The sequence below is a fragment of the Pseudoalteromonas sp. S3776 genome (assembly GCF_005886915.1).
Taxonomy (GTDB): Bacteria; Pseudomonadota; Gammaproteobacteria; order Enterobacterales; family Alteromonadaceae; genus Pseudoalteromonas.
The window spans coordinates 47,829-65,809 of sequence record NZ_PNCU01000047.1; the positions used below are offsets into that span (position 1 = coordinate 47,829).

The 17,981-nt window shown below is 40.0% G+C and carries 16 protein-coding genes, 1 pseudogene and 1 riboswitch; of the genes and pseudogenes, 7 read left to right on the forward strand and 10 right to left on the reverse strand.

Features of this window, described 5'->3' with window-relative positions; genetic code table 11:
* The first annotated feature begins 31 nt into the window (after positions 1 to 31).
* Positions 32 to 212, forward strand: a riboswitch (FMN riboswitch).
* A gap of 241 nt (positions 213 to 453) precedes the next feature.
* Positions 454 to 1,107, forward strand: coding sequence for a 3,4-dihydroxy-2-butanone-4-phosphate synthase (gene ribB / locus CWC16_RS16710; RefSeq protein ID WP_138542320.1), 654 nt, complete (start codon positions 454 to 456; stop codon positions 1,105 to 1,107).
* Positions 1,108 to 1,462: 355 nt separating this feature from the next.
* Positions 1,463 to 2,047 (forward strand): class I SAM-dependent methyltransferase, encoded by a 585-nt coding sequence (locus CWC16_RS16715; protein WP_138542321.1) that lies wholly within the window; start codon positions 1,463 to 1,465, stop codon positions 2,045 to 2,047.
* A 52-nt stretch (positions 2,048 to 2,099) separates the two neighbouring features.
* Here the strand turns inward: CWC16_RS16715 and CWC16_RS16720 are convergent, their stop codons facing one another.
* The 3 genes and pseudogenes from CWC16_RS16720 to CWC16_RS16730 all read right to left on the reverse strand — a co-directional run bounded on the left by CWC16_RS16720 (position 2,100) and on the right by CWC16_RS16730 (position 4,842).
* The gene (locus CWC16_RS16720) at positions 2,100 to 2,753 is read right to left on the reverse strand and encodes a nitroreductase family protein (protein ID WP_138542322.1); all 654 of its coding nucleotides are present in this window, start codon (positions 2,751 to 2,753) and stop codon (positions 2,100 to 2,102) included.
* Positions 2,754 to 2,831: 78 nt separating this feature from the next.
* A pseudogene (locus CWC16_RS16725) lies at positions 2,832 to 3,620 on the reverse strand (glycine betaine ABC transporter substrate-binding protein).
* 118 nt (positions 3,621 to 3,738) lie between these two features.
* Positions 3,739 to 4,842: an L-dopachrome tautomerase-related protein gene (locus tag CWC16_RS16730; RefSeq protein ID WP_138542323.1), complete on the reverse strand. Its 1,104-nt coding sequence runs from the start codon at positions 4,840 to 4,842 to the stop codon at positions 3,739 to 3,741.
* 503 nt (positions 4,843 to 5,345) lie between these two features.
* Here CWC16_RS16730 and CWC16_RS16735 point away from each other — a divergent pair.
* Positions 5,346 to 6,281: a LysR family transcriptional regulator gene (locus tag CWC16_RS16735; RefSeq protein ID WP_138542324.1), complete on the forward strand. Its 936-nt coding sequence runs from the start codon at positions 5,346 to 5,348 to the stop codon at positions 6,279 to 6,281.
* A gap of 13 nt (positions 6,282 to 6,294) precedes the next feature.
* On the forward strand, positions 6,295 to 6,480 hold the full coding sequence (locus CWC16_RS16740) for a VOC family protein (RefSeq protein WP_249929297.1): 186 nt from the start codon (positions 6,295 to 6,297) through the stop codon (positions 6,478 to 6,480).
* A 365-nt stretch (positions 6,481 to 6,845) separates the two neighbouring features.
* Here the strand turns inward: CWC16_RS16740 and CWC16_RS16750 are convergent, their stop codons facing one another.
* The 4 genes from CWC16_RS16750 to CWC16_RS16765 form a co-directional block, all read right to left on the reverse strand.
* On the reverse strand, positions 6,846 to 7,736 hold the full coding sequence (locus CWC16_RS16750) for a dienelactone hydrolase family protein (protein ID WP_138542326.1): 891 nt from the start codon (positions 7,734 to 7,736) through the stop codon (positions 6,846 to 6,848).
* Between the two features lie 105 nt (positions 7,737 to 7,841).
* Entirely contained in the window at positions 7,842 to 8,861 is a 1,020-nt protein-coding gene (locus CWC16_RS16755) for an alpha/beta hydrolase (RefSeq protein WP_138542327.1), read from the reverse strand.
* A gap of 270 nt (positions 8,862 to 9,131) precedes the next feature.
* Positions 9,132 to 12,281, reverse strand: a complete 3,150-nt coding sequence (locus CWC16_RS16760; RefSeq protein ID WP_138542328.1) for an efflux RND transporter permease subunit — start codon at positions 12,279 to 12,281, stop codon at positions 9,132 to 9,134.
* Positions 12,278 to 13,459, reverse strand: coding sequence for an efflux RND transporter periplasmic adaptor subunit (locus CWC16_RS16765; RefSeq protein WP_138542329.1), 1,182 nt, complete (start codon positions 13,457 to 13,459; stop codon positions 12,278 to 12,280). The genes CWC16_RS16760 and CWC16_RS16765 overlap by 4 nt, the downstream gene beginning before the upstream one ends.
* Before the next feature lie 169 nt (positions 13,460 to 13,628).
* Here CWC16_RS16765 and CWC16_RS16770 point away from each other — a divergent pair, with 169 nt between their 5' ends.
* Both CWC16_RS16770 and CWC16_RS16775 read left to right on the forward strand, forming a co-directional pair.
* The gene (locus CWC16_RS16770) at positions 13,629 to 13,892 is read left to right on the forward strand and encodes a YkgJ family cysteine cluster protein (RefSeq protein ID WP_138542330.1); all 264 of its coding nucleotides are present in this window, start codon (positions 13,629 to 13,631) and stop codon (positions 13,890 to 13,892) included.
* Between the two features lie 100 nt (positions 13,893 to 13,992).
* Positions 13,993 to 14,481 (forward strand): hypothetical protein, encoded by a 489-nt coding sequence (locus CWC16_RS16775; RefSeq protein WP_138542331.1) that lies wholly within the window; start codon positions 13,993 to 13,995, stop codon positions 14,479 to 14,481.
* A gap of 64 nt (positions 14,482 to 14,545) precedes the next feature.
* Here the strand turns inward: CWC16_RS16775 and CWC16_RS16780 are convergent, their stop codons facing one another.
* Complete coding sequence (locus tag CWC16_RS16780) at positions 14,546 to 16,399, reverse strand: TonB-dependent receptor plug domain-containing protein (RefSeq protein ID WP_138542332.1); 1,854 nt, start codon at positions 16,397 to 16,399, stop codon at positions 14,546 to 14,548.
* A 176-nt stretch (positions 16,400 to 16,575) separates the two neighbouring features.
* Between CWC16_RS16780 and CWC16_RS16785 the strand changes: the two genes are divergently transcribed.
* Entirely contained in the window at positions 16,576 to 17,067 is a 492-nt protein-coding gene (locus CWC16_RS16785) for a peptide-methionine (S)-S-oxide reductase (protein WP_138542333.1), read from the forward strand.
* A 6-nt stretch (positions 17,068 to 17,073) separates the two neighbouring features.
* On the opposite strand, the gene CWC16_RS16790 is transcribed toward CWC16_RS16785, so the two are convergent.
* Positions 17,074 to 17,439, reverse strand: a complete 366-nt coding sequence (locus CWC16_RS16790; protein ID WP_138542334.1) for a hypothetical protein — start codon at positions 17,437 to 17,439, stop codon at positions 17,074 to 17,076.
* Positions 17,423 to 17,719, reverse strand: a complete 297-nt coding sequence (locus CWC16_RS16795) for a hypothetical protein (RefSeq protein WP_138542335.1) — start codon at positions 17,717 to 17,719, stop codon at positions 17,423 to 17,425. The genes CWC16_RS16790 and CWC16_RS16795 overlap by 17 nt, the downstream gene beginning before the upstream one ends.
* Positions 17,720 to 17,981 lie beyond the last annotated feature (262 nt).

Consider the following 17,981-nt stretch of genomic DNA (forward strand, 5'->3'; position numbering starts at 1 on the left):
TAATGCACAGGCCGTGAACAGATAAGTTCAGGTACATTCTCAGGGCGGGGTGAAATTCCCCACCGGCGGTATGTTTTACTCATGACTTTATGAATAAAATGAGCCCGCGAGCGCTTTATTTAATAATCGTTTTTAATGTATTAAATAAAGGTCAAGCAGATCTGGTGAGAGGCCAGAGCCGACGGTTATAGTCCGGATGAAAGAGAATATAGCTTGTAGCGTATGCAAACACGTGGCCTGTGGCTGCGTGTTTAATACCAATCTGCAATAATACTTAATCATTTTGAGGGGCTAAAAGTGTCGCTATCAACACGTTTTCCCGCCTCAAAATTGATCACTCAATTATGCGGATTGGTATAAGCTGTTTAGTGGTAAAAGTGCGCAATTTAGTTTGTGTGTTTTGCCATGTCTTTCAGTGTCCTGAATCTATTTATTTTTATGTGGAATATAATAATGATTCAGTCTTTACTAAGCCAATTTGGCGAAAGCCACACCCGCGTAGAAAACGCCATTGCTGCTTTGCAGCAAGGCCAAGGGGTACTTGTTGTTGATGATGAGGACCGCGAAAACGAAGGTGATTTTGTTTTTTCTGCCGAGCATTTAACGGCCCAACAAATGGCCGAAATGATCCGCGAAGGCAGCGGTATTGTGTGCCTGTGTATGGGTGATGAGCGCATTAAGCAGCTCGATCTACCGCAAATGGTAACTAACAACACCAGCCAAAATAACACAGCCTACACAGTAACCATTGAAGCTAAACACGGTGTTACAACCGGCGTATCGGCAGCCGACAGAGTCACAACGATTAAAGCCGCCACAGCCGATAACGCAAAACCGAGTGATTTATCGCGCCCAGGGCATGTATTTGGCTTAAAAGCACAAACAGGTGGGGTTTTAGTTCGCCGTGGTCACACCGAGGCGTCTGTAGATTTAATGCAGCTGGCTGGTTTGAAACCGTTTGGGGTTATCTGTGAACTCACAAATCCAGATGGCACCATGGCACGCTTACCACAGATAAGCGAGTATGCTAATAAACACAGCATGACCGTGGTATCGATTGAAGACCTAGTGCAGTACTTACAAATGCAAGAACTCAAGGTCAGTTAAGGTTTATTAAGCATGACCTAAGTAAAACCCAGCTTTATTGCTGGGTTTTTGTTTTTCAATAAGTAATTAATTACTCGTTTTTATTTGAAAATGTTTCTCGGCTAAGCGGCTTTTTCAAAAATTCTCAGCCTGCAAACTTTGCCTAAATAGTCAGTGCAGCCGCACACAGTTTATTATTTAGGTGAAACGATGAAAATTAACACGCTTTATGGATAGTTATAACCAGCACATTTCCAACGCCACTTTTTATTTAATCTTTTTACGTATTTACTCACCATGTTATTCGTGGAATTATTAAGCAAATAAAGCGTACTTTATACATGCTTGTGTAAACAAATTTAGCTCAGGAGAAATTATGTGGGATGAAAGGTATAACACTCAGCAATACGCTTATGGCAAAGAGCCAAACGATTTTTTAGCCCAGCAATATAAGCAATTACCTAAAGGTAATGTAGTGAGCTTAGCCGAAGGTGAGGGGCGAAATGCGGTATTTTTGGCAAAAATGGGTTATCGCGTTACCGCGGTTGACGGCTCAAAAGTAGGGCTTGAAAAAGCGGCAAAGCTTGCCAAAGAGCACAACGTAAACATTGAGCTAGTACACGCCGATTTAGCGAAGTTTGATTTTGGAAAAGAAAAATGGGATGCGGTAGTCTCTATTTATTGCCCTTTACCAAGTGCTGTGCGTTCAGCGGTATATAAGCGCGCTGTTAAAGGTTTAAAGCCTGGTGGGGTGTTTTTACTTGAGGCCTATACGCCTGAGCAAGTAAATTATAATACCGGCGGCGGCCCAAGTGTCGATACTAAAACCTCAAAAAGCGATTTACAAAACGACTTAACCGAGCTTAGCTTTGTACATTTAGAAGAATTAAGGCGAGAAGTGTTTGAAGGCACATACCACACGGGGTTAGCATCGGTACTGCAGGCTATTGCTAAAAAATAAAATGAATATAAAAGCTTAGCGCTCATTAGCGCTAAGCTTTTTTACTCGGTTTTTATAAAACCTTAATAACTTGCTCTTTTGCTAAGCGAGATTTAGGTAACTTAGCGTTATAATCTTCAGTGTCATCGTGATAGCCAAGTACCAGCGCTACATCACAAATATAGCCATCGAGCTCGTCTTCAAACACTTCACCAATAAGCTGTGCATCTACACCTTCCATAGGCGTTGAATCAATACCTAAGCGTGCTGCGGCGTGCATTGTGTTGCCCAAGGCAATGTAAGTTTGCGCTTTGGTCCACATCGCATTGTTGCCTTGCTCATCGGTATTCATATCAACAAAGGCAAACGCGCCAAATGCTTGTTCGCGGTTTTCACTTTGGGTACGGCCATTTTTAATATCTGCATCAATGACTTGTGCGTAATCATCACGTTTATATTTAGGGTTGTAAGCAAATAAAATAACGTGCGATGCAGTTTTAATATGCGGCTGATTAAATTGAAATTTATTTTCAAACGTAGAGTGCATACGCTCTTTAGCTTCGTCTGATTCGATAACAATAAATTTCCACGGCTGCGAGTTAATAGATGAAGGAGAAAGACGCATAGCTTCGTAAATTACATCTAAGTCATCTTGAGGAATACGCTGGGTTGTATAGCGTTTAGTTGTATAACGTTTTTCTAAATCATTAATAATTGGATGGGTCATGGTTATCTCCGTTAAGTGGCAATTTTAGCCAAGTAGTGTCTATATTGAGCCTTTTTTAAAAAAACAAAGCACAAATTACTATTTAATTGGATTGTTATTAAGCCAATTACGCGTTACGTCATCGAGGGGCTGTAAGTTCTTGCATACTTTATAGTCGAGCTCGGCAATGATCTCATTGGAAAAGCGTAATTTATCAAGGGTGTTTATCTGTGCTTGATTAAACAGCACTTGTTTATCTTCTCGTAGGAGTAAAACAGCTCTATCAACAACGCCTAGTAAGCCTTTTGGTTCTTTAAGCGCTCGTATTGTGTGCTTGTAATGCAAAAATTGTGGCTTCCATAATGGCACTACGCACCAAGTTTGGGTGGCTACTGCGTTTTCAAACGCGCTAAAACAATCAAGCTCTGTGCCGGTTAAAAACTCATATCCTGCGCGCGTCAGCCCATATTCTTTCATCATATTAATAGAAAAACGGGTAATACCAGCACCGACATAAATGCCCTGAATTGTTTTTTCCATTTATATAAGCACATTTGGTTTAAGCAAATCACTAACTTCATTCACTGCACTTTGCGGTACGTAATCTGGTAAGCCCCAATGTGCATAAGGCTTATAATGCAAGCCAAGCTCAATGAGTGGCATTACTTGCTCTACATCGGCTTTGTAAATACCGTGGCTTGAAGGAAGCCACGGTGATGCGAGTAAATCTACTTCACCCGATTTAAGGTTTTTAAAGTTATTTTCATGCGGCGCATAAATACGCTCAACGTTAAAGCCCATATCAGTTAAAACATGGCTCACTAAAGAAGCCGTAACATGGTGAAACGATAAATCGGTTACGCCCAATTTTAAAATTGGTTTACGCATAGGGTCTACCTTATTTGAATACCAGTAATTAAGTTGAACTAGAGCAAATATGTTTAAAATATTTCGTTGATATAACCTTTTAACGGGCCAGTACAAAAACAGGCTCCTAGGCACTTTTTTACTGATTAAAACGAAAGCGTGTTAATACGTAGGGTGGTTTTGCATTACCAAAGCCTTGGCTAAATGCAGGGTGTTGATGGAGCTGATCTTGTGTTACATAAACCCAACCATTGCTTAGCGTTAGGCTATCTGGCCATGATAATCGTTTATCTTGAACAATTATTTCGTAGTGGCCTTTAGTGGTTAAGCCAATGGCATTGTTTTCAAGGTCGGTTACTAAAATACCGCCACCTGGCGCGTAGGTCATGCCATCGCTTGGGTTTTTAGGGCCAAACACTTCAATGCTTTGTGCTTTTTCAGCATCTGAATACGTGCTATTGGCGAGCGTTTTTGCCGGAATTCGGTAAACGCGTGTGCCTGTAAATGCGCCAAAGTAGACCCATTCGTTCTTATCATCAATGGTAATTGGGTTTAAACCAAAACGTAGGTGTGTCGTTTCACCTTCTGCTGATTTAGAGGCAACGGGAGAGGCTTCGATGACAATATCGCGTTCCTCTGGCATTAGCTTAGCATTGCCTTCAAGTACGCGTGTTGATTCACCCGTTTTTAAATCAACCACTATAAAAGCAGGTTTGGTTGCACCCATAAAGTTACCGAATGACATATCGGCAATGTAAATTTTGTTGTTACGCTCATCAATGACAAAGTCTTGTAAAAATGAGTTAGCAAGTACGGCGTCTTTATTTAATTCAATGGTATTAACTAAGGTATTGGCAACGCTGTCCCAGGCTATAAGTTTTGGGGCTACTTTCTCGCTGCCCATGTCTAAAATCCACACCATACCTTTACTATCGCTATGTACACCAATTACAGCTGCAAGGCCTACTTTGCCAGGCTCAGGGCCGTCTGCCCAATCGACTGTAGGGAAAGGTTGTTGAGCACCATTTGCCATAATTTCAATTACTCGCGTTTTTGGTGCATCAAGCGGGTGCATGCTTACAATCATTCGCCCTGCAGGTGTTATAGTTATACCTGCACCGCGATATTTATTAACCGTGGTCACCGTTTCAAGGGCGCCAACGTCTGCTGCATAGGCGCCTGAAGCAGCAGTTACTGCTAGTGAAAGAGATGCTATTGCTAGGGTGGTTTTTAATCGTTTCATACATTGATACCCGTTATGCTAAAAAATAGGATAAAGCGATTTAAATAGCCTAAATGGCTTCGCTTGCGTTGAGGTGAATAATAGGTGAGTGTTTTTAATCAATAAACAGGGTAATAATTGAATCTTTATCAAAAAATATTGTTTAATAGCTGGCTGAGCTTTTTATGAATGTATTTTAAAGCGTGCGGTTAATACCTAGTGTCGTTATACACATACTTAAAAGCGTTTAATAAATGTATTTGTTCTTAACAGTATTGAGAGTTATTAAACTAACATAGGGTTACTAAAGATTGTCCTAATTTAATAAATAGTGGTTAGTGACTAGGTAGTGGGTACTGTGTAATATTAGCCTTTATATTGATAAATCACGCAATACCTAAGCATTGTCAAATATAAATAGACAATAAATCACTTTTTGATTGCTCAACACGCATGTAAGCAAACCTAAAGCGCTTAATTTTGCCAAAAATAATAATTAAAAGTTGATAACGGATTAATACACAATGCTTTTAGAAGACTTACAGGTAATTTTAAAAGTAGCAGAGTTTAAAAGTATTACTGCTGCCGCATCCAATTTAGATATGCGCACCGCTACAGCAAGTGCTGCTGTTAAAAGGGTAGAGCAGGATTTAGGCTTTGAACTATTCATACGTACTACTCGTCATTTAAGGCTTTCTGCCGCCGGTGAGCGTTATATTCCGCAGTGCCAACAAGCAGTGACGATGCTTGAACAAGCTAAAAATACACTTAAAAGCGATGACGATATAATTGATGGCGAGCTGCGTATTGCACTTTCTTCTGATTTAGGGCGCAATATTGTGATCCCCTGGCTTGACGAGTTCATGCAAACTCACACTCAGTTAAGCCTTCGCGCCAATATTAGCGACAGTAATATCGACTTTTATCGTGACTCGGTCGACATTGCGCTGCGTTATGGTAAACCTAACGATGCCAGCATGTACGGTTTTAAAATTTGCGACGTACCGCGTATTTTATGCGCAGCACAAAGCTACCTTGATACACACGGTACGCCTGCTCATCCACATGATTTAACATCACATAAAGGGCTGTTTTATCAACTTCAAGATATAATTAAAGATGTGTGGCTGTTTAGTAATGGCAGCGAAGAGTTTAAAGTAAAGCTCAACGGTGGCCACGCAACTAACGATGGCGATTTAGTAAGGCGTTGGTGTGTGTCGGGCAAGGGGCTGGCGGTTAAATCCTGCTTAGATATGTCTAATGAATTACTTACCGGTAATGTTGTAAGTATTATGCCAAGTTTTAAACCCACGCCTACAGAGCTTTGGTTGGTGTGCCCAAGTAGGCAGTCAATCACTCCGGCAGTGCGCTTACTTCGCGATGCCTTTAGAGAAAAAAGTGCCGGTATTTTAAAAGCCCTTATTGCAAAAGGAATTGTTGATAAAAGCGTGCTTGGCTAATGAAGAACTGAAAATGCAAGCTCATGATATTAGAGTGTTTATGCCGTGTAAAAATTATCAGCAATCGTGCGACTTTTATCAGGCGCTTGGCTTTAATGTTGAGCCTGCATCAGCTGATTTAAGTATTGCAACATCAGGTGAATGTAGTTTTTTTTATACCAATCGTGTTAAGTTATTAGGCATTTATAGCGGCAGTTAAATAGCGTGATAACAAGGCATAAATATCGCCATGTAGTTGTTCTACATAAGAAATTTATAACGCTGTTAGCGCTCTATTTAGCACGCTAGAATGATTAAATATTTAAGTCGATTGGTATTAAACGTTACTACAACCAAGAATTTGCTGAAAATTTAATGCTGCAAGTGTGCGTATTAAACATAAACGAAGCCTTTAACACCATTAGCAAATTAACTCACTTTGATATTCGCTATGAAGGGATAAAACAAGAACCGTGGGGTAAAGTGATTTATTTATGGGGACCATCTGGTGAGCTTTTACATATTACAGAGCTCAATTAACTTAAAAAATGCCACCCATTTTAAGCTGGTGGCATTACCTGATTATTAACTTAGTTTTTCATTAAAAAACGCTAAGGTACGCTGCCAAGCAAGTTCTGCTTTTTGCTCATCATAACGCCCAGTAGAGTCGTTATGGAAACCATGATTAGCGCCTTCGTACATGTGCATAATGTACTCAACATTGTTAGCTTTTAAGCTTTTTTCATAATCAGGCCATGTAGCGTTAACGCGTTTATCAAGCTCACCTAATTGAATCATTAGAGGCGCTTTTATATTTTTGTGCAGTGACTCACTGGCAGGTGTGCCATAAAAAGGCACGCCCGCGCTGAGTAAATCACTCTCAACCGCCGCTAAGTAATTAACAATATAACCACCAAAACAAAAGCCCACAGCCCCTAATTTGCCGTTACTATTTGAATGATTTTTTAAAAAGTGCGCAGCGGCTACAAAGTCATTTTGGATTTTAGCTCTGTCCATGGTTTTTTGCATGGCACGGCCTCCATCGTCATTACCCGGGTAGCCACCAAGCGCAAAGAGTGCATCGGGTGCAAAGGCAATAAAACCTTTTTTGGCTAAGCGCCTTGCTACATCTTTAATATATGGGTTTAAACCACGGTTTTCGTGAATAACTAATACAACCGGCAGTTTACCTTCAATTTTACTCGGCACAGCTAAGTAGCCTTTGCCTTTACCATGCCCGTTTGGCGAATCAAATTCTTCGTAGGTGGCTTTAATATCGTCATCGTTAAACGATACTTGCTCTGCAAACGCATAATTAGGTAACAGGGCACTGGTTAGTACGCTCATTGAAAACCCAAGTGCAGCTAACCCACCTAGTTTTTTCATAAATGTACGTCGGTCTATTAAACCGTGGGCGTATTCGTCATACCAATCAAAGGCTTCTTGGGGGATATGATCTGATTGCGGGGTATTCATGGCTGCTCCTTTCATTATTATTAGTTATGTATTGTTATTTATTACCATAACGTATTAGGGATAAAAAACGAGCAATATTTTTCTCAATTATTAGGACTGTTGAAGTTATTCATCAAGCAAGGAAAGGAGCACATTCCTTTGTTGTGTGGAAATTAAAGAAACCATTTCAATGTGATTTAAATCTTTTACCTCATAAGTGCTCACTCTTGGGTTATTAAGAGTAAGCAACCTACTATATGGACTTACTTTGTCTGTATTACTTGAAAAGATGTAAGTGTGCCTAGCATGCGGGGTCTTATTTAGATTATTTAATAAGTTGAGTTTGTTAAGAGCTACTTCACTTTTTTCTATTATTTTAGCCGCGACTTCGTTTAAATAATCATCGCCAAATAGTTTGCTATAAATAGGGTGTGATAAGTTAGCAATTGTGTTTAGTGCGGCCTCAAAATTAATCATTGGGGCATAAAGTATATGCTTACTAATGTTCAGCTTAGATGCCAACTCAACTCCCGCAATTGCGCCCATTGAGTAGCTAATTAAGGAAATATCAGTGTAGTTTTCTTTATTTACATAATTGACTAGCACATCAAGCGAGTTTAAACCAAATCTAAACTTCTCGTATTGATTAGTTGCAGGCATCACTATCACGTTTTTTCCAGTGACATGGCTAAGCCATCTTGCTTGCATGGTGTAAATCAAGCTGTCTACGCCATACCCCGGAAAGATGATTAAAAGCCCGCTCTTTTGGCTGTTTGATAAATTATCTGAAGTAAGTTGGTATTCAAAAACATCATCTTCAGTGCTTCCTTTAACAATCAAACTTAACGAAAGTGTATTACCATCCAGTAGGTAGCTTTCGATATCCTTAGGTGAGATAAATCTAAAATCAAGACAATCTACTTCGCTACTACAGTAATGGATTTGTACTCCAGATAAAGCGATAAAGCTCTCAAATTCTTTAGGGAGAACTTTCTGCGGAGGTTTAGTTATTTGATAAGCAATATAGCTCTGACACCCACTTAAAAAAATAACTAAAGAAATAATCAGTATGTATATGCGCATTAAAGTCCCTTTAATTTTCAAGCTAAAATTTTTTTGATTAATTAATGCCAGATAACCCTTCATCTACACTTGTTAAAAATCAAGTACCACAAATGCGAACGATATAGCAATAGCGCCTAATATCACTAGTTTACGGCTGTATTTTTGTAACTAGGTGTGGTTAAGACGGAAAAAGTATTAAATAGAATAAGCTGTACATGTGGCACTGTTACATCCTTTTATGTTCGTGAGTCCATATAAATGTCTAACTTATCAGCTGAAAATAATTTAAACAATTGATAAAAAAGCTCGGCGTATTAGGCCGAGCTTTAATGGTTGGGAGATAAACTTTAATTATTTGGTAGTGGGTGTTGGTTGAATACTTATAGGTTGCGATTTACCAAATAGTTTACGGGTAAGGCGCTTAGCGTCTTCTAGTGCTACGTACTGGCAAGGTATAAGTATCAAGGTAATTACCGTGGCAAAAAGCACACCAAAGGCCAGCGATACCGCCATAGGAATAACTATTTTAGCTTGTAAGCTAGTTTCCATAATAATTGGCATTACCCCAATAAATGTAGTGATTGAGGTAAGCAATATAGCTCTAAAGCGCTTTGCACCGGCTTGCATAACCGCTTGTTTAATAGCCATACCTTCCGCGCGTGCTTTATTTACAAAATCAACCATAACGAGGGAGTCGTTTACTACAATACCCGCTACCGCAATAATGCCAAACATAGACAGCCCGCTCATGGTCATACCTAATATTACGTGACCAAACATTGCACCTACCACACCAAATGGAATAACCGACATTATAATAAGCGGCTGCGAGTAAGAGCGAAGCGGTATAGCTAATAACGCAAATATAATCATCAGCGATATAGCAAAGTCGCGTAACTGCTCATCGGCGCTGTCCATCTCTTCTTGTACGCGTCCAGCCACATTACTTTTAACGCCTGGGTAGCTTTTTAGCAGCGAAGGTAAATAGGCATCGCGAATTTCTTGTGCAATGGCAAACGGCTCAACTTGGTCAGTATTAACCGCTGCCCACACATTAACGGTACGGTTTGAGTTTTCACGGCGAATACGGTTTACACCATCAACAAGCTTAACTTCGGCTACTTCGCTTAACGGCACTTCTGCGCCGGTTGGCGTAATAATGCGCGCATTTTGAATGTTGCTAATTGAGTTGCGCTCGCTCTCTGGGTAGCGGATCATCACTTTAATTTCTTCGCCTTCGCGTAAAATACGCTGTGCTTCCAATCCGTAGTAACTAAAGCTTACTTGCGATGCAACATCGGCAAGGGTTAGTCCCATGCTGTAGGCTAGTGGTTTTAAATCAAGCTGCACTTCGTCGGTGGCACTTTGTAGTGAGTCGTTAACATCGCCTACACCTTCCATGCTTTGTAATTTAGCCTTTAATTTACCGGCTACTACTTTTAGCTCATCGGCATTTTTGCCTTGCAGTCTAAAGCTTACGTCGCCGTCATCACGTCCGCCACTAAAAATATTATCTTGAATATTAAGCGTTTTAACACCTGGTAGCGGTGGCATTTGTTCGCGCCATAACGCGCTTAATTCAAAAGTGTCGATAGGGCGCAAGTGTGGCTCTACTAAAATAGCCATAATGTTTGCCTCTGTACGCCCGCGTAGGCTTACCGATAAATCGCGGATCATGCTTTGTCCGTATTGCTCTTCAAGTTCTTTATCTACTTTAAGTAATACATCTTCAATTTTACGGGCAGTTTCAAGGGTTGCCTGCTCCGAAGAGGCTAGGTTCATTTCTAACGTAATACGCGGAAAGTCATGCGGTATTTTAGGGTTAGGCACAAACTTAACTAAGCCGCCTGCAAACATACCTGCACTGACTATTAAAATACATAAAAAGCCAATAATTACGGTATAACGATAATGTATACAATGGCCTATAAAAGGCGTGTAGTAGTTTTGTACAAAGTGTTTTAAACCGTTATCAACTACATTACGCAGTTTGTGTAATGGGTTTTTAGGGTTAGGTTTACGTGGGTTCATGGCTGCAATATGCGCAGGTAATATTAGCTTTGATTCAATTAACGAGAAAATCAAACACAGTATAATAACCACACCAATGGCCTTAGAAAACGCAGCACCTGGGCCTGATGCCATAGCTTGCGGTAAAAACGCTGCAATAGTGGTTAGCACGCCAAATGTAGCGGGCATAGCAACGCGCTTAACACCGCGAATAACATTATCAAGGCTATGACCATGTTTTTCTATTTCGGCACTGGCAGATTCACCGACGACTATGGCATCGTCGACCACAATCCCGAGTACTATAATGAAGGCAAATAACGACACCATGTTTATGGTGATGTCTAAAAAGCCCACAGGCATAAATAAAAAGGCACCTAAAAAAGACACTGGTAAGCCCATCATTACCCAAAATGCTAAACGCAGCGGTAAAAATAGTGCCAATACGATCATTACTAAAATACCGCCCCATACCATGTTGTCGATCATCATATCGAGTCGACCTTCAAGGTAGTAGGTTAAATCAACAATAGGTGAGAGCTTTACACCTTGTGGAAGTTTTGACGGTTTTTCTGCCATATAGCCTTTAAGAACTTTAGCTACATCGGTTATATCTTGATCTTTTGAGGCATCTACTTCAAACGAAAGTGAGTTTTTACCGTTATATTTAGAGTAAAGCAGGCCTTCTTCAAAGCCATCATTAATTGTTGCTACATCGCCTAAATTAATTTGTGCACCATCGGCAAGCGTTATAAGCGGAAGCTTTGCAAATTCTCCGCCACGGTAGGCCTGCTTTTCAACACGCATTGAAATATAACCTGTGTCGGAGCGAATTTGTCCTGCCGACATATTAGTAGAAAAGCTTTGCACCGCGCTTGAAACATCTCTAAATGTTAGGCCATATTCACGCAGTTTATCGGGGCTTATTTCTATGCCTATTTCGTAATCTAGGCCACTGTAAAAATCAACTAAGTTAACGCCAGGTAACGCGAGTAATTCATCTTTTATGTCGTTACCTAGCTCTTTAAGCTGGTAGTAACTCATGTCGCCGTAAAGCGCGAGGATCATGACTTCTTGCTGAAATTTTTCACGTTGAATAACGGGGCGTTCCATCCCCGCAGGAAAGGTATTGATAGAGTCTACTTGCGCTTTAATTTCGTCTAGTGCTTCTTGCAGGTCGTATTTTTCTTCTATTTCTACCCACGCTTGCGCATAACCTCGGTTAGAGTAGGTTATTAAACGTTTTATACCCTCTGTACCTTCAAGGTTTTCTTCAATTTTTATGGTTATGCCTTCTTCAACCTCTTGCGGGGCGGCGCCTGGGTATATCGCTTGAATACTCACCCAGTTACTTTCAAACTGCGGAAATGCCTGTTTGCGAATGGTCAACGCTGTTAAAAGCCCACCAATGAGAATAAAAATCATGATGAGGTTTGCCGCCACTGGGTTACGTGCAAACCATGCAATTAAGCCTTTTTCTGAGGTACTCATGGTGTGTCCTCTTTAAGTGCTAATTGAGTAACATCGCTTTTAGGATCAATGCCTTCAAGCTTAACCGCCATGCCTTCTGTTGGGTATTCTAGGGCAGAGGTAATAAGTTGTTCGCCACTGCTTAACCCTTGGTCGGCTATGACCATGCCGTTTTGTTCACGTACAATATTAAGCGTTTTAAAGCTCAGGGTGTGATTGTCGTTTAAAATAGCAATTTTGTTATTTTTAACTAAATGGTGCGGCACTATAATGGCGTTATCAAGCGCTCGCCCTTTAATAGTAGCGTTAATGTAAGAGCCAAAACGCAGTGGCTTAGTGTTATCAGCGTACGGGGTAGGTAACTGCGCAACTAAGTAGCTCATACGGCTGGTTTGATCAACAACACCTTCGCTGCGTACAACCTTGGCTTGCCAGGTAGTTTGCTTACCGGCAAATTCGGCATTAAGTGACACCTGTGCGCCAATACCGCCGTTATTTAAGTATTGCAGCTCTTTATCTGCAACCGGTAAACGTACCTCTGCAACCGAGGTGGCGCTTAGCTCACCAAATTTACTGCCAGCACTCACTACAGAGCCTAAGCTAATTGTGCGCTCATTAACAATGGCATCATAGGGGGCTCTAATGAAGGTGCGTTCTAAGTTACGTTTAGTGCGTTTTACACGCGCTTGAGCAGATTTAAAATTTGCCATTTTTTCGGCAAGTTGTGGTTTACGTAAATAAAGTTCAGATGCAATTGCATCGCCTGAGTCTGATTTGATACGTTCCCATTCAGCTTTAGCAACATGGGCTTGTGCGCGTTCAATTTCAAGTGCTGAACTTGCTTGTGCAAGGCCTGCTTGGGCCTCAATTAAGTCGGCTTCGTAATCATTTGGATCAATTCGTGCTAAAATATCGCCTTGCTTAACAAACGCGCCTTCAACAAATTGTTCGGCTACTGAAATAACTTGCCCGCTTACTTGCGCAACAAGTTCAGTACGGTCTTTAGGTTTTACAACGCCGTACGATTTAACATCAAGCGTTATCGCATCAATGTTTACGTTTTGCGCAGCAACAAGTGGGCGAGTGTCTTGCTCTGGTTTTTCTTCTGGTGGCGCTTTCATTGCTGAAAGGCCAATTGCCAGTGCAATTCCGGCAGCTAAAACTGCGACAGGTAATAAAATTTGTTTTTTAGTAGCCACAAGGCATTCCTTCATATATTTGGTGACAAGGCAATAATACGCAATAAAGTGTTTACAAGGCGTTTGAAGATGTAACAAAGCATTACATATGTGTATTACAGATAAATAATGAGCTAGGTAGGGTGTTAATTTAAATACAAAGGCCTGGCTTTTACTAATAGAGGTGTTTATGAAAACAGAGCCTATGGCATGTCGTTTAGGCTGCGGTGCATGCTGCATTGCCCCAAGTATTAGCTCGCCAATCCCGGGAATGCCAAACGGTAAAAAAGCCGGAGAGCGTTGTATACAGCTAGATGAGCGTAATTTATGTAAATTATTTGGCGATGAAAGCCGTCCAAAAGTATGTAGTGATTTTAGCGCCACATTAGATGTGTGTGGGTCAACTAATGCAGAGGCTCTAGCACTTATAACCGAGCTTGAGCAATTGACCTAGCTCACGAGGTTAATACACATATATTTACATTTAAGGTAACGGGCAAGTAGTTAATAAATTTAGATTGGGATATTAATACCTCAATTAACTAAGGGAATATATGTTTAGAGTAGATTATTCGCAGTACTCATTAACTGAGCTTGAGGAAGCCATAAATAGCATAGATAAAGAAAAGTACGTTGAAAATTATCAGGCTCTAATGAATGAGTATTCAAAAAGGGAAAAAAAGTTAGCTGTTTATAATGAACAAACCGAATCACAGCTAGAGTCTTGTGAACAAAATATAAAAACAGCAAGTGAATTTGAACGCTTATTAGGAATATGTTTTTTTGGGCTTATTTTTGGTGCTCCAATAGGAGCAGAGGTTGATCCTAATACTTTAACTGGTTCAGATATATTTTTCTCTTTGCTATTAATGAGTATGTTTGGTGGTTTATTAGTTCATTCATTTAATAATGGCTGGACCTTAGGAGGCAACATCAAATTTTATATTGCAGAAGACCCTATTATGTTTACCGTTGCACAGTTAATTTATGCATGGCTTTTAGGTTTCTCTTCCACCATTTTTGTACTAGCAATCTTTTTCTAAACTAAATTTATTGGGTACCTACCCTGTAAGCAGGTACCTAATGAATAAATTCCTGAATTTTTAATTACCAGCTATACGTTGCGCTTAACGTATATTGTTCACCGCGCCCGGGTGCACCTGGTATTTCTTCAAACGACTCATCCCATAAGTTATCAGCCGCTAAAGTAATAAATAAATTGCTTAACTGAGGCGGGGTTATTTTAAGCGTTAGCTGGGTAAATAACGCGTTGTCGTGGCCGTTTCTAAGCGCGTTTTTGTGTTGTGTACGCCATTCGTTATCTATTCTAAATTCTAAAATATCTGTTGGGTTGTACACAGCGCCGAGTGTTAAACGGTGATCAGGAAAGTTTAACGCGTAAAAGCTGGCATCAATATCGGCAGCGCCGTAGTTTTCTGATTTATGCAAATAGGTGTAGCTAGCAATAAGTTTTGCAGAATCAAAGTGTTTAGTCGCTAAAAATTCAACCCCTGCAGTATCAATATCAACTGGGTTAGCAAAGCGCGCAGAGGTGGAGTCAAAATTAAAGGTCCAGTCGGTTAAGTTATTATCTTTTCGATAAAAAATAGCCGAGTTTAACTGCCAGCTTTGCTCTTCAAGTAATAAGCCTAGCTCTAAGTTTGAAGTCGTTTCGCGCTCAAGGTTGTAGTTACTTCTAAATAACCCGCCAGAATCGCTGCCGCCAATGGCTGTATAGCCTGCAACTTGGCTTGCCTGCGCGTATGATAAATAAATACTTTGCGCTGTGCCGTCACTATTTTGCGTATTTAAGGTTATATCACCAATGGCAGAAACTTTAGCATCATCACGATTTGTATCATCATACGCAGCCCCTAAGCGAAAAGTAAGCTGCTGATTCGCTTTTAAAGCCATAGTGTATTCAGGCAATATACTCAGCTTGTAATACTTTCGTGAGGTAAAGTTGTTTTCAAGTGTGGTTGATTCAATCGAGTCATCAATAAATTGTGCTGAGTAATTTATTGCCAGTGCATCGCTTTGTGCATGGCGGCCCGAAAGAGCAAGTGATTTAACTTCACTTTTATGAAAAGCTTCAAATGCACTTGGGTTTTCGCGCGAATAAATATAGTGATCGTCATGGGTACGGTAATACGCCGATACTTCAAAATTGCTGTTTTCAGCGTAATTTTGTTTGTGATTAAGCATCCAAAGGCGGGTTTCTAAATCTTCTGTTTCGTTAACGCCAAAAGGGGTATATAAGTTAGGCCAGCCAAAAAACTTATCTTGCGAGCCATAAAATAAATCGGTTTGGCTATGCTCGCTTACTAATTGCAGGCGAGCTGAGGCGCGCGAAAAGTCATGGTCACCATTATCAATAGTGCCATCACTTTGCGAGTGAGAGTACTCACCTTCAAAGCCCAGGGTATAGTTAGCTAAGCTATCAAGTTGTATGTTTTTAGCAGCGTGGATACTTTGCAGGTTAAAGTCGTTTGTGCCAGTACCAAGCGATACACTACCGCCAGTAATAATTGGTTTCCAACCAAACGAAACCGTACCTACAGAGCTGTTCATACCGTATAGTGCGTTATCGGCACCGGTTAAAACTGCTGGGCCGCTTAGCATTTGCGGTGCAATAGGTATTTCAGCAAAATAATGACCAGATTGCGGGTCAAGTAGGGTAGCACTGCCGACTCTAAAACCGGTATTTTCAAAAATTCCACCACGAATAGTTACATCAGCTTGCGCCTCAGCCATATTACGCGACTGTAAATCAACACGCGGGTCGTACTCTAAATTAGAAATAGGCGAGTCAAATGTACCGACAGGCAGTTTATTCGCAGTAGGCGAAGCTTCAACCGTTATTTGCTCGATTGATGACTCATCAGGTAGCGTATTGGCATCAACAGATGGGGTAACGCTGCATAACAGTGCAGGTAATATAATGTGTGGTGTGCGGCTCATGTGTTTCTCGTCGTTTTTTATTTGTAGCGGCGGTTACAATTAATTTCAAAGCTTATATTTGAGCATGATAAAATAATTAAATGTAACAGCAGACATTTTGTGCGCGATTGTACATTAATTTGTTAATAACTGCATTTGATAACCATTCACACTTTTCTCATTAGGTAACATTTATAATGGATACTAAAGAACATAATACTATTTACTTTGCTGGTGGCTGCCTGTGGGGTGTACAAGAGTTTATGAAACACTTACCAGGCGTAATAAGTACTGAAGCAGGGCGCGCTAATGGTACAAATAAAACGACAGGTGGCGACTATGATGGTTATGCAGAATGCGTAAAGGTAATTTTTGACCCAAACGCCGTTAGCCTAAATAAGCTGTTTGATTACTTTTTTGAAATTATTGACCCATACAGCATTAATAAACAAGGGGATGACGTAGGCCCTAAATACCGCACTGGTATTTACAGTAAACACCAAAACCATTTAGACGCAGCAAGCAATTATATAAATAAGCGCAGTGATGCCGAAAAAGTTGTAGTAGGCGTTGAGAAGCTTACCAATTACGTACCAAGCGATGCAGAGCATCAAGACCGTTTAACCAACCACCCAGATGACTATTGCCATATACCTTTTGAGTTATTGTATAAATACAGAACGAGTTAATAAAAACTATTGTTTATTTTTTCTTTGAGCTTTTTTGCTTAGCTTTTTCTCTTTTTTACGCGGAAACATGTCTCTGCTTAGGTATGGTACTGCTAAAAAAAAGATCCCACATCCTAAGTAAAAAAGAAGGTTAAAAATATAAGCAAATGGAGAGGTCGAGAAAAAATAAACCACAGATTCAACACGATAATCTGTTGGTGTCAGCACATAACCGTCGTATATAGATTTTACTGCGATTATGATGGATAAGGAGCCTATAGCTAAAGAAAACAAGGAGAATGCTATTTGATTTAATAACATTCTGGTATTACTAATATTAGCGTGTTTTATTTTTGGCTTCTTTTTTGTTTTTCTATTATTTGATTTCTTCATGTTTACCAAAAAAAGTAATAAGCATAGCTATAAATATTCCAACAAAGCCAACGGTTGAGAAAAACAAGCTATATTCACTTTTAATGCTGAAAATATTTAGCAGACTAGTTATTAACAAAAGTGATATTCCAGCAGCTTTTATAATTTCTAGTGTTTTATTCAAACGTATCCATGTTTGACAAGATGGGCACTCGACTTCAAAAAATATCCCTTTTTTATTAGTATTTTTTATATCTCTATTATTGATTTTATTCTGACAGCTAGGGCATGTAGGTTTCATTTTAATCCTTTATTTAACCTTTTTAATTTCTCTTAATACTTTAGGATCAATATAGCTTGATCTGCGGTTTACTGTAAATACCAGTCTTTGGGAGTGATGTAAGTGTTTGTGCTCCTTTAGCTAATGTAAGACCTATTTATAAAGTAATTCTGCCAAAGCTATTATAGGAGGGCTTAAAATTTAAATTATATTTGAGAAATCATAAGTAATTAGAGGCTGCGCTTCTCGCGCAAGCAAGCTTAGCGCCTTGTATCTCTCGTTG

Excerpts from the sequence above, each read along its gene's own strand:
- ribB (WP_138542320.1), top strand. The coding sequence starts at position 454 with ATGATTCAGTCTTTACTAAGCCAATTTGGCGAAAGCCACACCCGCGTA.
- CWC16_RS16715 (WP_138542321.1), top strand. The coding sequence starts at position 1,463 with ATGTGGGATGAAAGGTATAACACTCAGCAATACGCTTATGGCAAAGAG.
- CWC16_RS16720 (WP_138542322.1), bottom strand. The coding sequence starts at position 2,753 with ATGACCCATCCAATTATTAATGATTTAGAAAAACGTTATACAACTAAA.
- CWC16_RS16730 (WP_138542323.1), bottom strand. The coding sequence starts at position 4,842 with ATGAAACGATTAAAAACCACCCTAGCAATAGCATCTCTTTCACTAGCA.
- CWC16_RS16735 (WP_138542324.1), top strand. The coding sequence starts at position 5,346 with ATGCTTTTAGAAGACTTACAGGTAATTTTAAAAGTAGCAGAGTTTAAA.
- CWC16_RS16740 (WP_249929297.1), top strand. The coding sequence starts at position 6,295 with ATGCAAGCTCATGATATTAGAGTGTTTATGCCGTGTAAAAATTATCAG.
- CWC16_RS16750 (WP_138542326.1), bottom strand. The coding sequence starts at position 7,736 with ATGAATACCCCGCAATCAGATCATATCCCCCAAGAAGCCTTTGATTGG.
- CWC16_RS16755 (WP_138542327.1), bottom strand. The coding sequence starts at position 8,861 with ATGAAGGGTTATCTGGCATTAATTAATCAAAAAAATTTTAGCTTGAAA.
- CWC16_RS16760 (WP_138542328.1), bottom strand. The coding sequence starts at position 12,281 with ATGAGTACCTCAGAAAAAGGCTTAATTGCATGGTTTGCACGTAACCCA.
- CWC16_RS16770 (WP_138542330.1), top strand. The coding sequence starts at position 13,629 with ATGAAAACAGAGCCTATGGCATGTCGTTTAGGCTGCGGTGCATGCTGC.
- CWC16_RS16775 (WP_138542331.1), top strand. The coding sequence starts at position 13,993 with ATGTTTAGAGTAGATTATTCGCAGTACTCATTAACTGAGCTTGAGGAA.
- CWC16_RS16780 (WP_138542332.1), bottom strand. The coding sequence starts at position 16,399 with ATGAGCCGCACACCACACATTATATTACCTGCACTGTTATGCAGCGTT.
- CWC16_RS16785 (WP_138542333.1), top strand. The coding sequence starts at position 16,576 with ATGGATACTAAAGAACATAATACTATTTACTTTGCTGGTGGCTGCCTG.
- CWC16_RS16790 (WP_138542334.1), bottom strand. The coding sequence starts at position 17,439 with ATGAAGAAATCAAATAATAGAAAAACAAAAAAGAAGCCAAAAATAAAA.
- CWC16_RS16795 (WP_138542335.1), bottom strand. The coding sequence starts at position 17,719 with ATGAAACCTACATGCCCTAGCTGTCAGAATAAAATCAATAATAGAGAT.